The sequence below is a fragment of the Photobacterium sp. 270122K genome (genome assembly GCF_059941365.1).
This window is the reverse complement of the sequence record NZ_JBPOEN010000007.1, coordinates 50,555-66,696: the sequence shown is the minus strand read 5'-3', so window position 1 is coordinate 66,696 and position 16,142 is coordinate 50,555. Positions and strand designations below refer to the sequence as shown.

Sequence of the window (16,142 nt, the reverse complement as noted above, 5' to 3'; positions counted from 1 at the left end):
AAATTTTTTAGAATGTTCGACCGATAGTGAAGGTAAAGAACTCTTCATCATCGCCTTCGTATTTCTTGATCGGTTTCGCTACCGAGAACACCAAAGGCCCCATCGGTGACATCCACTGTAACGCGGCACCATAAGACGCTCGAATCAAAGACGGATCAGAATAGTCATGAAGGTATTTACCTTCAGATTCACTCAAGTCGTATTCTGTATCCCACACCGTACCGGCATCGACAAAGAAGCTGGTACGAATTTGGTTACGGATTTCTTCGGATGCAAATGGCGTTGGAACAATCAGTTCCATACTGGCCAATGCCACGGCATTACCGCCGGCTGCATCGTCGGTTCCGATCAATTCTGGGTTGTTACCCCCGTTGGTATAATCCAAGTAAACCGCTTTTGGACCGACCGTGTTAGAACGGAAACCACGCAAGGTAGAGAAACCACCCGCATAGTAGTTTTCGTAGAACGGTAGCAACTGATCGCTGCCGTTATCGGTGGTGCCATAACCGTTCCCGTAACCTAAACGGCCACGTAGCAATAGGGTGTAGTCATGCTTCTCGGTGATCGGGAAGTACTGACGCACATCGTACTGCGCTTTGAAGAACTGGGCATCCGACCCCGGGATCGTCATACGGAATGACGCACGTTGGTGGTTACCCGCGGTTGGGAAGTAGCCACGGTTCAGGTTATTACGGGTCCAAGAAATTGACCAGTTTAAGTCATCCAATTCAATCGCGTTGTCACCACGGTTAAAGCCGTGGATCGCTTTGAATTTTTCGATCTGGTAATACTCTTGGGTATTCGAAATCTTGTTGTGGTCGTAACCCAAACCGAATTCAAAGAAGTTCAGTTCATCAAACGGGAAACCCCATGTCAGGCTAGCACCGTAGCTTTGGTTGGTGTAGTCCGAGATGTTCGCATCAGAGGCTTCAAACTCGTTGTAGTACACCTTACCGCCCAGACTGATCCCATCAAGGGTGAAGTACGGGTCACGGTATTCCAAGCTCAGGTTTTTCTGGTAATCGTTGATCATGGCATTGATGCCGAAACGGTTACCGGTGCCCAAGAAGTTATCCTGCAAGATACCGGCCTGGAAGCTGATCCCTGACTCTGTACCGTAGCCCACACCAAAGTTCACGTTACCGGCGTTGGCTTCTTTAACCGTGTATTTCAGATCAACTTCGTCATCACTGCCCGGTACACGAACGGTCTGTACATCAACGGTTTCAAAGAAACCGGTACGGTTCAAACGCTCTTTACCCCGTTCGACCATGCGCGAGTTCAGCCAGCTGCCTTCCATCTGACGCATTTCACGGCGTAAGACTTCATCTTTGGTCGACGTGTTCCCTGAGAAGGCAATATCACGCACGTAAATGCGCTTGCCTGGCTCAACGTTCACAATCAAGGTGACTTGTTGGCTCTCGTCATCGAAGTCCGGCAAGGTGTTAACCTGCGGATAGGCATAGCCCATCTCACCCAGCTTACGCTTGAGGGACTCTTCCAACGCCGTGACTTCAGCACCGTTGTAAACATCACCGGTTTTGATCGCCACCAAGCTGTCTAATTCCGCATCTTTACCCAGCAGATCGCCGCGCAGTTGTACGTTTTCAACGTTGTACTGCTCGCCTTCATTCACCTTCAGGGTAATGTATACGCCTTTTTTATCCGGAGAGATCGCCACTTGCGTCGCATCAAGACGGTATTTCAGGTAACCGTTATTGAGGTACATCGAACGCAGGGTTTCTAAGTCACCGGCCAGCACTTGCTTCTGGTACTTTCTTTCACCAAAGAAGTTCCACCACGGCAGATCATCTTGCAGATTAAACTTGTCCAGCAACTCTTCATCGGTGAACACCGTGTTCCCGACAAAGTTAATTTGCTGAATTTCCGCAGACACCCCTTCGGTGAAGACAAACTTCAAATCCGCACGGTTACGCGGCAATGGCGTGACCACTGCTTGTACCGAGGCATTGTACTTACCGACGCTGTAGTAGAAATCTTCCAACCCTTTTTCAATTTTGCTCAGGGTGGTGCGATCGAGAGATTCCCCCACGCGAATGCGGGAGGCATCGAGGTTTTCTTTGAGCTGCTCTTCCTTGATAGCCTTGTTACCAGAGAAGGTAATGTTGGCAATCGTTGGGCGTTCTTGCACGGCCACCACCAAGGTGCTGCCGTCACGATATACCTTGATATCTTCAAAGTTGCCCGACGCAAATAACGACTGGATCAATTCGGAGACATCGCGATCATCAATTGTGTCACCCACTCGGACAGGCATTTTTAACAACGCCGCCCCCAGCGTCACACGCTGTAGGCCGTCAAAGCGGATATCTTCCACCACAAATTGATCCGCACTCTGCGCAACGCTGCTTCCGAAAAGCAGTGATGCGATCAACAGTTTCTTCATCGCCATTACTGTTCTGATTATTCCTTGCTAAAACGCTCTTATTTAAAAGCGGGTAAAATCATTGAATAGCGCAACGGCCATTAACGCAACCAAAATGGCTGAACCCACTCTATAGCCCATTTCCTGAACGCGTTCAGAAACAGGACGACGTGTTACTGCTTCGATGGCGAAGAACATCAGATGTCCACCGTCCAGCACAGGAAGCGGTAATAAATTCACAATACCCAAATTCACACTGATCAGGGCCAAAAAGCCGAGGAACGACAATAAACCAATATCGGCCGTCATCCCTGCCCCTTTAGCAATGGAAATAGGGCCACTCAAGTTTTTCAGCGCTACATCGCCTGTAAACAGCTTGGTCACCATATCAAACGTAATGGTCACTAACTGCCACGTGCGCTCAGACGCTTTGCCAATGGCCTCAATCGGACCATATTGCATGTGGATCAGGTTTGCTTCCGGCCACGGGTCGCGGGCTGAAGCAAAACCGGCATAACCAATGACATCACCATTGTCGAGGGTTTTCGGCGCTGGCGTCAATGGCAGTGAGACTGTCTCCTCACCGCGCTTCACGGTCATGGTCAATGTTTGCTCAGGGTGTGAGCGAACACGATCTACCACTTGCTGCCAGGTCGTTACCGGTTGGTCGTCCACAGCCACAATTTTGTCATTTAACCGTAATCCCGCGTGAATTGCTGCTCCATCTTCCACAAGTTGTGAAATGATTAGCGTAAATTTCGGGTAAAACGGGGTGATCCCCAAGGTGGTCAGTACTCGCTCACTCTCAGGATCATACGACCAATGGGTCAAATCCAAGGTGCGATCGACCACCATACCGCTTTGTGGGTCGCGGGCGGTCAACGACATACTCGTATCACCAATATGGGAAATCATGGCCATGTTGACCGATTCCCAATCTGCAGTTTTGAGTCCCGATATGGATTTTAGTTCCATCCCTGAGACAATTCCTGCGTCTGCAGCAATCGATTGGGGCGCCACTTCGCCAATCACGGGCTTCACCGCTGGCAAGCCAATCAGGAATACCACCCAGTAAGCAAAAATGGCAAACAAGAAGTTCGCCAGTGGCCCCGCCGCAACAATCGCACTGCGCTGCCACAATTTTTTGTTGTTAAATGCCATGTGGCGACGCGCTTCTGGCACCGCCTCGACACGTTCATCCAGCATCTTGACGTAGCCGCCAAGCGGGATCATCGCAAGGGTGTATTCCGTGCCATCTTTACCGACTTTACGCCATAGGGCCTTACCAAAGCCGATCGAGAATTTTTCGACGAACACGCCACAACGGCGCGCGACCCAAAAGTGGCCATATTCATGCACGGCAATCAACACACCCAGCGCCAGCAAAAAGGCGCCAAGGTTCCACAATATTCCCATCATAGCGTTACCTTTTGAATCAGGGTCTGAGCCGCAATACGCGCTAGACGATCCAGCTCAAGCACACCAGCCAAATCGCTTGGCTCGGTCAGGTTTGCCAGTGCTAACACCTCGCTGTTAATGCGTGCGATGTCAGTGAAACCCAGACGGTGCTCTAAAAATGCCGCTACCGCGACTTCATTCGCAGCATTCAACGTGGTTGTCGCCGCTTGCCCACTATAACAAGCATCCATGGCCAATTTAAGGCAAGGATAACGGCTAAAGTCAGGCTTAAGGAACGAAAACTCACCAATCTGACTGAAATCCAATGGCGCAACACCCGCGTCTACCCTTTCAGGATAGGACATTGCACAAGCGATAGGAGTGCGCATGTCCGGCAAGCCCATTTGGGCAATCACGGAGCCATCTTTATACTGCACCATGGAGTGGATCACCGATTGCGGGTGAATGATCACATCCATCTGCTCGCGGGCGGCATTGAACAACCAGCGCGCTTCAATGTACTCCAGCCCCTTGTTCATCATGGTGGCAGAGTCAACGGAGATTTTAGGTCCCATTGACCAATTTGGATGAGCAATTGCCATCGCTGGCGTCACCGCAGCCAATTCAGCCACGTCGGTATAGCGGAACGGGCCGCCCGAGCCGGTCAGCAAAATTTTGCTCACGCCGGCACCAGCCAAATCACAGTAACCCATCTGACGCTGTACATCGGCAGGCAGGCTTTGGAAAATCGCATTGTGCTCACTGTCTACCGGCAGCAATTCAGCACCGTACTGACGGCATGCATCAATGAACATTTGGCCTGACATGACCAAGGCTTCTTTGTTTGCCAACAAAATGCGTTTGCCCGCTTTCACTGCCGCCATGGTCGGCAACAACCCCGCAGCGCCGACAATCGCGGCCATCACGGTGTCCACCTCATCCAACGCCGCTACGTGGCACATACCAGCCTCACCGGCCAGCACTTCGGTTGCGATCTGGTGTTGCTTCAGCAACGCAGCCAATTCCTGGGCGGCCTGCTCAGACGCCATCGCGGCGTATTTTGGCTGCCATTGTTGGCACAGCTCAAACATTTTTTGGCTGTTGCTGCCTGCCGCTAATGCGACTACGTCAAACAAATCAGGGCTCTGAGCGGCGACGGCTAGCGTGCTGCTCCCGATAGAACCTGTTGCACCAAGAATCGTTAACTTACGCATACTATCACTTAACACTAGAATGTTTTGTCAGGCCATTTAAGCATGGCAACCTTGCCGGTTTATTGCCTATCCATCGTGATGGGGCACCGGCAAGGCACAAGAAAAACAAGGAGAGATTACACCAACCACAAATACAGGAGGGCGAACACAGGCAGGGCAGCCGTCAGGCTATCTATACGGTCAAGCACCCCACCGTGTCCCGGTAGGATCTGACTGCTGTCTTTGATCCCAGAAACACGTTTGAACATGCTTTCAACCAAATCACCCAAGACGGACGCCACCACAGTGACCACGGCAATGAACAATAAACTGCCCACGCTCGCAAACGGAATGTCCATCAGTGCGGCACCGCCCCACGTCACAACAATCGCCAGCAATGCGCCACCCACTAACCCTTCGATGGTTTTGTTTGGGCTCACTGCCGGTGCCATTTTATGCTTACCAAATCGCTTACCCGAGAAATAGGCGCCCGTATCCGCCGCCCAGACGAGCAAGCAGACCAACAGCACTAATTTTGCACCATGGTAAGGGGTTTCAAGGTAATTTACCGCGCGAAGCATCAAGATGCTCCAAAAGAAAGGCAGGAGGGTCAGTAAACCGAACAGGTATTTTAAAGAGGAGATCCCTGACCACCCCGCCGCGCTGCGCGGATAGGTAATGGCCAATGCGGAGGCGACCAGCCACCACACGCCACCGATAAGGAGCATGCCTTGGTGTGACGAGGTTAATGCGGATAAGGCTTGTGGATCGGTCGGCATTAAGCAGAGCGAGGCCCCTAAGCTGATAACAGGGACAATCATCGCCACAACACGTGACTTCGTCTCAACAAATTGTGTCCACTCCCAAAACCCAATCAGGGTGATTGCCGCTAACGCCGCAATGAAGGCAGGAAAAGGTAAAAAGAAGATTCCTGCAATAACTAAGGGAGCGAGGATGACTGCGGTGATAATACGTTGCTTAAGCAAACTGCGTCCTCTCGATTTTTCTTCTGTTGCTGGTTAGACGCTTGGTGCTAACCAGAGTGTTGCCATTCCAGGCAAACAGCAAAAAAGGCATCAAGACCTAAGTCAGATGCCCCAAATTAAAGATACCCATTATGCCATGGCATACTGGGTATTAATGTTCTAATAGCGCTTGAATTTGCTCACCCGTACAGCCAAATCGGCGTTCACGGTTCACAAACCAGGCGACAGCTTGAGCAAAACTGGCTTCGTCGAAATCCGGCCAATGCTGTTCAGTGAAATACAACTCCGCATAGGCAGTCTGCCATAGCATGAAGTTACTGATCCGGCATTCCCCACTGGTGCGGATCAACAAATCCACATCGGGTAAATCGGCGGTGGTTAAGCCCGCTGCCAGCATATCTTCCGTAATATCGGATGCTGTCAATCCTTGCTCAGCCACTTGTATAGCGAGGCGTTTGGTGGCCTGTAGGATATCCCACTGTCCGCCATAGTTCGCTGCCACATTCAGCACCATACCGGTATTGTCCGCCGTTAACGCTTCCGCATCCGCAATTTTTTGTTGCAAGCGGTCACTGAAACGTCCGGTATCACCAATAATGCGCAAACGGATATTGTTTTTATGCAGACGCTTCACTTCACGACTTAATACCGTCATAAAGAGTTCCATCAGCAAAGACACTTCATCTTCAGGGCGACGCCAGTTTTCGCTGCTGAACGCAAACAAGGTCACTGCCTGAATCCCTAGGCGATTGGCCGTTGAGACGGTCTTGCGTACGGCATCCACACCGGCTTTGTGGCCAAACACTCGAGGCTTGCCCTTGGCTTTTGCCCACCGACCGTTACCGTCCATAATGATGGCAACATGTTTAGGTAAGCTGTCCGCGCAAAGTGCAGAATCGATTGTATCTGCCATACCTCTCCCTCAAAAAAAAAAGCGCTGTGCTGTACGCACAGCGCCCTGAATCACATTAAGCGTTTAGCAAGTTAAGGCGAACCTTATACTTCCATTAGCTCTTTTTCTTTGACTTCAAGAATCGCATCGATGTTCTTCACAGCTGCATCAGTTAGCTTCTGGATTTCATCTTGGCTACGACGATCGTCATCTTCAGAGATTTCTTTCTCTTTTAGAAGACCTTTGATGTCGGCGTTCGCGTCACGACGGATGTTACGAATAGCAACACGGCCTTGCTCTGCTTCTGCACGTACGATCTTAACCAGATCACGACGACGCTCTTCAGTTAGCGCTGGCAATGGTACGCGAATAACGGTACCGGTTGACATTGGGTTTAGGCCCAAGTCAGACATCATGATCGCTTTTTCGATTTTTGGCGTAAGTTCACGGTCAAATACTGTAATAGCCAGTGTACGAGAATCTTCAGCAACAACGTTCGCTAGCTGCTTAAGCGGCGTGTTTGCGCCGTAATATTCTACGTAAATAGTATCAAGTAGGCTTGGGTGTGCACGGCCTGTACGCACTTTAGCTAGCTGACTTTTTAGCGACTCAACGCTTTTGCCCATGCGCTCTTGCGCATCTTGTTTGATTGCATCAATCACGATAAATACCCTTAATGATTCGGTAAATGCGGGACTGTGATCCCATATAGCGCCAGCCAAGGCTGGCACTACGGTTAAACTTAATGATTCGCGATTAGCGTGCCTTCTTGCTCACCCATCACCACACGGCGAAGCGAACCAGGCTTGTTCATGTTGAACACGCGAATTGGCATACCGTGGTCACGTGCCAAGGTAAATGCCGCAAGATCCATCACTTTCAGTTCTTGTTCAAGAACATCTTGATAGCTAAGCTTATCATAAAGCTTCGCGTCTGGGTTTTTAACTGGATCTTCTGTGAAGACGCCATCGACTTTTGTTGCTTTTAGGACAACGTCTGCTTCGATTTCGATGCCGCGTAGACACGCAGCTGAATCGGTTGTGAAGAATGGGTTACCGGTACCCGCAGAGAAGATCACAACACGACCTTGACGCAACTGGCTGATTGCATCAGCCCAGTTGTAGTTATCACATACGCCGTTTAGCGGAATTGCAGACATCACTCGAGCGTTCACATAGGCACGATGTAGTGCGTCACGCATTGCCAAGCCGTTCATCACGGTTGCTAGCATACCCATGTGGTCGCCCACAACTCGGTTCATACCTGCTTCTGCCAGGCCAGCACCGCGGAACAAGTTACCGCCACCGATAACCAGGCCAACCTGTACACCGAGTTCAATCAGTTCTTTGATTTCCTGAGCCATACGGTCAAGAACTTGTGCGTCAATACCAAAACCTTCGCTGCCTTGCAGTGCTTCCCCACTGAGCTTAAGCAGAATACGTTGATAAGTCGGTTTAGGATTTGTGGTCATTAGTGATACCTTCCAGGCTTACTTTAAGATATGGAGTTGTAAAAAGACCGCAGCCTAGGCCACGGTCTTCTAAGAGCAATTCGCTAAGGATTAACCTTTCTGCACAAGTGCTACTTCTTCTGCGAAGCTTAGAGCAGCAACTTTCTCGATGCCCTCACCCACTTCTAGACGAATGAAGTTAGAAACTGATGCGCCGCTTTCTTTTAGAACGTCAGCAACAGTTTTCTTAGGTTCCATGATGAATGCCTGGCCAGTTAGAGAAACTTCGCCAGTGAACTTCTTCATGCGGCCTTCAACCATCTTTTCAGCGATTTCTTTAGGCTTGCCTTCGTTCATTGCGATTTCAACCTGAACTTCACGCTCTTTTGCTACTACTTCAGCAGGAACGTCAGTTGGGTTTACGTACTCAGGCTTAGAAGCTGCTACGTGCATTGCAACGTGCTTAAGCATTTCGTCGTCGCCGTTACCAGCAACAACTACTGCGATACGTGCGCCGTGCGTGTAAGCAGACACTTTATCGCCCGCGATGTATGCTACGCGACGGATAGAGATGTTCTCACCGATCTTAGCAACAAGCGCGATACGCTGTTCTTCAAACTGAGCTTGAAGTTCTTCAACTGAAGCTTGACCAGCTAGTGCTGCGTCAGCAACTTCGTTAGCGAATGCAAGGAAGCTACCGTCTTTAGCAACGAAGTCAGTCTGGCAGTTTACTTCAACAAGAGCTGCTTTATTGTCAGTGTTCTTGATGATGATAGTACCTTCAGCTGCTACGTTACCTGCTTTTTTAGCAGCCTTAGCAGCACCGCTCTTACGCATGTTTTCGATTGCTAGCTCGATGTCAGCGTTCGCTTCAACCAATGCTTTCTTACAATCCATCATGCCTGCGCCAGTACGATCGCGCAGTTCTTTAACTAGGGCAGCTGTAACTGTTGCCATTGTTATATCCTCAGTTTTGAATACTTTGTATAAAAATCAGGGGCCATGATCGGCCCCTGGTAACCATTCTTAGTTTACACAAGGTAACTTAAGAAGCTCAAAGGAGCTGGTTATTATTCAGCTTCTACGAAACCGTCTTGCTCAGCTTGAGCAACGATGTCTTGGTTACGAGCTTCAGTTACAGTCTGAGCTACAGCACCAGTGTAAAGCTTGATTGCACGGATTGCATCATCGTTACCAGGGATAACGAAGTCAACGCCGTCTGGGTTAGAGTTAGTATCTACTACTGCAAATACTGGGATACCCAGGTTGTTAGCTTCTTTAATTGCAATGTGCTCGTGATCAGCATCGATTACGAACATTGCGTCTGGAAGACCAGCCATGTTCTTGATACCGCCAAGTGACTTCTCAAGCTTTTCCATTTCACGAGTACGCATTAGCGCTTCTTTCTTGGTTAGCTTGTCGAAAGTACCGTCAGTAGACTGAACTTCAAGATCTTTTAGACGCTTGATTGACTGGCGAACAGTTTTCCAGTTAGTCAGCATACCACCCAACCAACGGTTGTTTACGTAGTACTGGTCACAGTTTACTGCAGCTTCTTTGATAGATTCGCTGGCTGCACGCTTAGTACCAACGAAAAGTACTTTACCTTTGCGAGCTGCAATCTTGTTGATTTCAGCTAGCGCTTCGTTGAACATTGGTACAGTTTGCTCAAGGTTGATGATGTGAACACGGTTACGAGCACCGAAGATGAATGGCTTCATCTTTGGGTTCCAGTAACGAGTTTGGTGACCGAAGTGTACACCAGCCTGAAGCATGTCGCGCATTGATACAGTTGCCATTGAATAATCCTCTATGGGGTTAGGCGTCCACATATCCCATCTTAACCGACCCGAAAAACGCTAACGCGTTACAATCTCGCGAAAGATTGCCGAGCACCCCGGAAGATGTGCCGATATGTGTGAGTAATAAATAAAAGTTTAGTTGTAATATGAATAACTGAATCGAAATCCAATTACCCAATTACGGCGCGCTTTATACCATATTTTCTGAGTTAAAATCCAGTCAAAATCTTTATATGACGATCAATCTCGGTTTCCATCCTTCGTCCTCACTGTTACCATATAAGGAAGATAAAACCGTCAATGCAGAGAAGATTGAATGAGCATCAAGATCAAAACGGCTGAAGAAATTGAAAAAATGCGCGCCGCGGGTCGTTTAGCAGCCGAAGTGCTGGAAATGATTGAACCGCACATCCAAGTGGGTGTGACGACGGATGAGCTAAACCAAATCTGTCATGATTATGCCCTAGAAAAAGGCGCATACTCGGCACCGCTTGATTATCACGGCTTCCCGAAATCGATCTGTACCTCAATCAACCACATCGTTTGTCACGGTATTCCCGCTCAGGCGGACGAAATGGGCAGCAATGGCCTGATGAAGCCAGCCGTGCTTAAAGATGGCGACATCCTGAATGTCGACATTACCGTGATCATTCCAAACGATCCGAATGCAGATCTCAGCGTACGTCCTGAAGGCTACCACGGCGATACCTCTAAAATGTTCTTCATCGGCGACGTGTCGCCAGCAGACAAACGTCTGTGCCGCGTGACACAGGATGCGCTGTATGAAGGCATGCGTCAGGTGAAGCCAGGCGCGACCGTGGGCGATATCGGTACCGCGATTGAAAAATTCATCAAAGCCAACAACAAGAAAAACCCACTGCAGAAATACTCCATCGTAAAAGACTTCTGCGGTCACGGTATTGGCTTTGAATTCCACGAAGAGCCACAAGTGGTGCACTACCGCAACAGCGATCGTACCAAGCTAAAAGCCGGTATGTGTTTCACGATTGAACCGATGATCAATGCGGGCCGTTTCGGTTGTACTGTCGACATGGCGGATGACTGGACGGTATACACCGCAGATGGCAAAAAATCAGCCCAGTACGAGCACACACTTGTTGTAACCGAAACCGGTTGTGAAGTGCTAACACTGCGCAGTGATGACACCATTCCACGCATCATGAATAACTAATGACAGCATGCTGACTGCACGGGCATGATTGCACGTCGTCAAACGCATCACGAAGCCGGCCTCTGTGCCTAATGCATGTAAGTTAAGATAACTTACGTTTCTTCAGAGGCCGAGTCGCATAGCGACTCGGCCTTTTCTTTACTGCTCTCGGATAACTCCGCTCTTTTCTATCGGGCAAAACAAAGCTTTCCGCCATATCCAGTATGTAATTCATCACTTCTGGTATACGACCCGGTGCTACTGCGGGCAGGAGTTGAAGTTGGCTGAGTAAGAAGATTGATGCTTGTTTAAAACCTATTTGGTACGGCATTACTGATTTCAGTGAGTAGGCCATTTGGCACATCATGAACCGTAATAGGTTGTAAGCTAATAACATTCCCCATAGCTCTTGGGTCACTAACTCTGGAGTCTTGCTTCTCAGTGTTAGGTTGTTTTGCAGCATATATTGCTTCATTTCCCGATAACCCAACTCTATTTCCCAACGGTGACTGTATAGCTCAGCGATATCAGCCCCCGGATACCGCATCGGATCAGTCATTGAGGTCAACAGTTTTACCTCTTTTCCTTTAATTGTTTTTGTTATTAAACGAGCTTGCAGTGTCTCAGGTGCATCCGCCCATTTCTTTCTCGCTTGAGGGGAAAGTCTCAACTCCACAAGTTCCTGGCCTTTACCTAGCTTGCCTATCGTTGTGTATTGTGCACCTTTGCGTAACGGGATTAACCAATGCTTTTCTTCACCACTACTTTGCCAACGGTGAAGTAATCCTAATGCATAAAAACCTCGGTCAAATACGGTAAGGCTGTGGGATGGAGATTGGTCAACAAGTTGAGCAGTCAGGTCAACTTCACTCACTGATACGGAGTCAAAAGCAGCACTATTGAGAAGGTGACTCGTGAGTTCCATATGGCAAACCATACGAACTTGGGGGTAATCCGAAATGGTCGTCTTGTTACCTGTTCGACCAAAATGCGCGTCATTACCAGCCGTGTCCGGTGTTCGCCACACTACGCCATCTACAGCATGTAATGTTAAGCCGTGCCAGTCTGGATGCGGTGTTTTCTCATGCCAAAGTTGTTGTGTCTTGTTAAATACGGCTTCAACCGGTTCATGACCCAGCCGTTTTCGAGCTTGAATGACAGCACTCGGTGCGACAAATGGCTTCTTACCCGGCAAGAGAATATCGAGTTGAGAAACAACTTTTTCCATAGAAAGATGCCGATACAACGACATCCCAACGACACTCCACACCATTAGCTCCATTGGTAGGCGTCGTTTTCGAATTGTGGCAACGCCGGTATCGTTTAAGCACTGTTCAATGATGTCTGGAGACAGGAGATCTGATAACCCTGATAGTTCTGTTGCTGAAAATGAGTGGACTTCATGAAGTGCTTGTCTGAGGAACATAAAAAAATCCGAGTGCAGTGAATACACTCGGATTTTGACATGCTGTAAGGATCGTTCAACTGATCATTTTTTCGTTAACTGATCAGCATTAGGCCTCTGTGCCGGCTTTTTTTTGCTCGTTTTTACCTTGAATTTTTTGCCTTAAATAGGCGACTTACGCCGAACCGTGTTAGGGTTATAGCATGCATTTTTGATTCTGCACGGACAGCTATGAGTACACCAACCCCACTCGCCACCACCGCCCTCTCCGATCCGTTTGCCCCTGAGCAACTGCGTGAGGCGTTAGCCCGTTTTACCCAACAACAAAAAGCCCTCTTTTTGGCGCACGAACCGATCACCCAATTGGTGGAGGCGCGTTCGCACTACATGGACAACTTGCTGGAACAGCTATGGCGACATTTCAAGTTAGACCAGCACCCGACACTGGCGTTGGTCGCGGTCGGGGGCTATGGCCGGGGGGAGTTACACCCCCTGTCTGACGTGGATATTCTGGTACTCAGTGTCGAGCCGGTCGATGAAGCCACAGGCACACAGATCAGTACCTTCCTGACCCTGCTGTGGGATCTCAAGCTGGATGTCGGGCACAGCGTCCGTACCCTTGAACAATGCGTTGAAATCGGCACCAAAGATTTGACCGTGGCCACCAACTTGCAAGAAGCGCGCTGGCTATGCGGTCAGCACGACACCTTTTTGCAACTGGAAGAACGCCTGAACGATGGCAGCTTCTGGCCGAGCGAAGTGTTTTTCCAGGCCAAGATGGATGAACAGAAAACCCGCCATGCGCGCTACCACGACACCACCTATAACCTCGAGCCAGACATCAAATCCAGCCCGGGTGGCTTACGGGATATCCATACCCTCAGCTGGATCGCCCGCCGTCATTTCGGCGCCACCAGCTTACTGGAAATGAGCCGCTTTGGCTTTTTGACCGATGCTGAATACCGTGAATTGGTGGAATGTCAGGACTCCCTGTGGCGGATCCGCTTTGCCCTGCACAGCGAACTGCGCCGCTACGACAACCGCTTAACCTTCGGCCATCAAGCCTCGGTCGCAGAATTGCTCGGGTATCAGGGCGAAGGTAACCGACCGGTAGAAATGATGATGAAAGATTTCTACCGCACCCTGCGCCGCGTCGCCGAACTCAACAAAATGCTGCTGCAATTGTTTGATCAGGCCATTCTCAACAAAGGCGCCGCGCCTGATCCCATTGAACTGGATGGCGACTTCCAACTGCGTGGCACCTTAATCGAGGCCACCAAACCTGCACTGTTTCAGGCGCGACCGGAAACCATCCTCGATATGTTCCTGCATATTGCCCGCAATTCAGACATTGAAGGCATCGCCGCACCAACCTTGCGCCAACTGCGCACCGCGCGCCGTCGCTTGAATCGCTTTTTGGTGGATATTCCCGAAGCACGCGAAAAATTCATGCAACTGGTTCGCCAGCCGAACTGCTTACAGCGGGCGTTCCGACTCATGCACCGCCACGGCGTGCTGTCGACCTACCTGCCGCAATGGAGCCAAATTGTCGGCCAGATGCAGTTTGACTTGTTCCATGTCTATACCGTGGATGAACACACGGTACGACTCATCAAAAACCTTAATAAGTTTGCTGACCCCAACAATCGCGATCGCCACCCGATTTGCTGTGAAGTCTATCCGCGCGTGATCAAGAAAGAGATCTTGTTACTGGCGGCTATCTTCCATGATATCGCCAAAGGCCGTGGCGGGGATCACTCTGAACTCGGCGGCGTGGATGCCTATGATTTCTGTTTACTGCATGGTCTATCCAAGCCGGAAGCCAACTTGGTCAAATGGCTGGTCAATCAACACCTGCTCATGTCGGTGACGGCGCAACGCCGTGATATTTATGATCCGGAAGTGATCACCGCGTTTGCCAAAGAAGTCCGCGATGAAGAACGTCTGGATCACCTGATCTGCCTGACGGTGGCCGACATTTGCGCCACCAACCAAGATCTGTGGAACAGCTGGAAACGCACCTTGCTGGCTGAGCTGTACTACTCCACCCAAAAAGCCTTGCGCCGCGGACTGGAAAACCCGCCAGATATGCGCGAACGGATCCGTCACAATCAGCAAATGGCCTCTGCTTTGCTGCGCAGTGAGGGCTTCGCCCCGCGGGATATCGAAGTGCTCTGGCAGCGATTTAAAGCCGATTACTTCCTGCGCCATACCCACAAACAAATTGCGTGGCATGCCGAAGCGATCCTCAACCACGACGATCACGACAAGCCGCTGATCTTACTCAGCAAGAAAGCCACCCGCGGCGGCACCGAAGTCTTCGTCTATTGCAAAGACAAAGCCAAGCTGTTTGCCATCGTGGTCTCAGAGTTGGATAAGAAAAACCTCAGCGTGCATGACGCACAAGTTATGACTAGCAAAGACGGTTACGCGTTAGATACCTTTATGGTGCTCGACCCGACGGGCAACGCCTTGAGTGAAAGCCGCCATAATACGGTACGCCGCGCACTGGTGAATGCCCTGACCCACATGAAATCAGACCGGAAAAAGAAACGCCCCCCACACAAGTTGCAGCACTTTAATGTCAAAACACGGGTGGATTTCTTACCGACAAAATCAGGTAAAAAAACCATGATTGAACTGGTCGCGCTCGACATGCCCGGCCTGCTGGCACGGGTCGGATCCGTATTTGCACGACAGAAAATCAGCTTGCAAGCCGCCAAAATTACCACCATCGGCGAACGCGCAGAAGACTTTTTCATTGTGACAAACCAAGACGGTGAGCAACTCAATGATGAGCAGCAAACCCAGTTGCGTGATGCACTCATCAGCCGGTTAGAGAAAAAATAACCGGTCAATAAAGGGATCCCCGTTTCACAAGACAAATAAAAAGGCGAGCCGTTTACACGGCTCGCCTTTTTCATAGAAACAGTCAACGTCAGTGTGCGGTGTTATTCACCGCCCATGTTTGTACCCACGGAATAACGACATCAAGGGCATCAAAATTGACGCAGGCATCCACATCGAGCCGAGAGGCCACTGGCTGTGCTTGCAATTGCAACAGCAAGCTTTCAAATTGCCGGCCAGCACCGCAATAGCGCTCTTCCCCGTAACTGGAATCCCCCATTGCCACCACACCAAACCGTAATGTGGGTACCTGTGGCAGCGTGTCTTCCAAGGCGAGGTACATCGGCAAGGCATTGTCAGGGATCTCCCCTTGCCCCGTGGTCGAGGTGATCACTAACACCGTCTCGTCTTGATAAGACAAGAACTCCTCAGACGTAGGAATATCAAACACGTGTGCATCATAGCCTTCGCCGTTAAGGTACGTCGCAACGGCATGTGCCACGTCTTCTGCACCGCCGTAAACCGAACCTACAAAAATCCCGATTTTTGCCATTTCAATTCCCTCTTGATGACAGTTACCTACGATCTACAGTAGACGATCAACGCGCCCGA

The 16,142-nt window shown here is 49.9% G+C and carries 13 protein-coding genes; 2 read left to right on the top strand and 11 right to left on the bottom strand.

Features of this window, described 5'->3' with window-relative positions:
• Window positions 1-7: 7 nt before the first annotated feature.
• The 9 genes from bamA to rpsB all read right to left on the bottom strand — a co-directional run bounded on the left by bamA (window position 8) and on the right by rpsB (window position 10,104).
• Complete coding sequence (gene bamA / locus ACSF8W_RS13550) at window positions 8-2,413, bottom strand: outer membrane protein assembly factor BamA (RefSeq protein WP_500847852.1); 2,406 nt, start codon at window positions 2,411-2,413, stop codon at window positions 8-10.
• Between the two features lie 36 nt (window positions 2,414-2,449).
• Complete coding sequence (gene rseP, locus ACSF8W_RS13545; protein ID WP_500847851.1) at window positions 2,450-3,805, bottom strand: sigma E protease regulator RseP; 1,356 nt, start codon at window positions 3,803-3,805, stop codon at window positions 2,450-2,452.
• A complete protein-coding gene (ispC, locus tag ACSF8W_RS13540; RefSeq protein WP_500847850.1) occupies window positions 3,802-4,998 on the bottom strand; it encodes a 1-deoxy-D-xylulose-5-phosphate reductoisomerase in 1,197 nt (398 codons plus the stop codon). The genes rseP and ispC overlap by 4 nt, the downstream gene beginning before the upstream one ends.
• A gap of 116 nt (window positions 4,999-5,114) precedes the next feature.
• On the bottom strand, window positions 5,115-5,963 hold the full coding sequence (locus tag ACSF8W_RS13535; protein ID WP_500847849.1) for a phosphatidate cytidylyltransferase: 849 nt from the start codon (window positions 5,961-5,963) through the stop codon (window positions 5,115-5,117).
• A 151-nt stretch (window positions 5,964-6,114) separates the two neighbouring features.
• Window positions 6,115-6,876 (bottom strand): undecaprenyl pyrophosphate synthase, encoded by a 762-nt coding sequence (gene uppS, locus ACSF8W_RS13530; RefSeq protein ID WP_500847848.1) that lies wholly within the window; start codon window positions 6,874-6,876, stop codon window positions 6,115-6,117.
• 83 nt (window positions 6,877-6,959) lie between these two features.
• Window positions 6,960-7,517 (bottom strand): ribosome recycling factor, encoded by a 558-nt coding sequence (gene frr / locus ACSF8W_RS13525; protein ID WP_428478636.1) that lies wholly within the window; start codon window positions 7,515-7,517, stop codon window positions 6,960-6,962.
• Between the two features lie 80 nt (window positions 7,518-7,597).
• On the bottom strand, window positions 7,598-8,326 hold the full coding sequence (gene pyrH / locus ACSF8W_RS13520) for a UMP kinase (protein WP_428478637.1): 729 nt from the start codon (window positions 8,324-8,326) through the stop codon (window positions 7,598-7,600).
• A 90-nt stretch (window positions 8,327-8,416) separates the two neighbouring features.
• Entirely contained in the window at window positions 8,417-9,262 is an 846-nt protein-coding gene (gene tsf / locus ACSF8W_RS13515; RefSeq protein WP_500847847.1) for a translation elongation factor Ts, read from the bottom strand.
• 113 nt (window positions 9,263-9,375) lie between these two features.
• Window positions 9,376-10,104 (bottom strand): 30S ribosomal protein S2, encoded by a 729-nt coding sequence (gene rpsB, locus ACSF8W_RS13510; protein ID WP_500847846.1) that lies wholly within the window; start codon window positions 10,102-10,104, stop codon window positions 9,376-9,378.
• Window positions 10,105-10,423: 319 nt separating this feature from the next.
• On the opposite strand from rpsB, the gene map reads away from it, so the two are divergent.
• On the top strand, window positions 10,424-11,299 hold the full coding sequence (gene map, locus ACSF8W_RS13505) for a type I methionyl aminopeptidase (protein ID WP_500847845.1): 876 nt from the start codon (window positions 10,424-10,426) through the stop codon (window positions 11,297-11,299).
• An 82-nt stretch (window positions 11,300-11,381) separates the two neighbouring features.
• On the opposite strand, the gene ACSF8W_RS13500 is transcribed toward map, so the two are convergent.
• Window positions 11,382-12,704 (bottom strand): IS4 family transposase, encoded by a 1,323-nt coding sequence (locus ACSF8W_RS13500; protein ID WP_500847844.1) that lies wholly within the window; start codon window positions 12,702-12,704, stop codon window positions 11,382-11,384.
• Between the two features lie 210 nt (window positions 12,705-12,914).
• On the opposite strand from ACSF8W_RS13500, the gene glnD reads away from it, so the two are divergent.
• Complete coding sequence (gene glnD / locus ACSF8W_RS13495) at window positions 12,915-15,533, top strand: bifunctional uridylyltransferase/uridylyl-removing protein GlnD (protein WP_500847843.1); 2,619 nt, start codon at window positions 12,915-12,917, stop codon at window positions 15,531-15,533.
• An 88-nt stretch (window positions 15,534-15,621) separates the two neighbouring features.
• Here the strand turns inward: glnD and ACSF8W_RS13490 are convergent, their stop codons facing one another.
• A complete protein-coding gene (locus ACSF8W_RS13490) occupies window positions 15,622-16,083 on the bottom strand; it encodes a flavodoxin (RefSeq protein ID WP_500847842.1) in 462 nt (153 codons plus the stop codon).
• Window positions 16,084-16,142: the final 59 nt, after the last annotated feature.